This window comes from Paenibacillus sp. S29, from assembly GCF_049319765.1.
Lineage (GTDB): Bacteria > Bacillota > Bacilli > Paenibacillales > Paenibacillaceae > Paenibacillus > Paenibacillus polymyxa_B.
Window position 1 is genome coordinate 1 of sequence record NZ_JBMOUI010000098.1, and the last position, 291, is coordinate 291.

Annotated in this window: 1 protein-coding gene; it reads right to left on the minus strand. The window is 52.6% G+C overall.

The annotated features are described in order from the left end of the window. A partial coding sequence (locus ACL9RM_RS26675; protein ID WP_414126723.1) for a condensation domain-containing protein occupies window positions 1-291 on the minus strand: 291 nt, incomplete at both ends.

Sequence of the window (291 nt, forward strand, 5' to 3'; positions counted from 1 at the left end):
TATTTATGCAATAATATTGTATAACCAGCAAGCAGAACCATGTAAAGTGTTGCGCCGTTCTCGGCTGCAAGCCGTTTCAGACTCTCGCTTTTCTCGCTATGCATAAACAATTGCAGCGTACGGCCCTCGTAGCTCTGCATAGCCGGGCGCGGATAGTCCGTCGGCAATTCCAAAACCGGCAGCTCTCCGCGGAACATGTCGAGCCAGTAGGCTTCCTGCTTGGCAAGCTGAGCTTTCTGCTCGTCCGATTGCTGCCATACCGCATAATCTTTGTACTGGATGCGGAGCGGC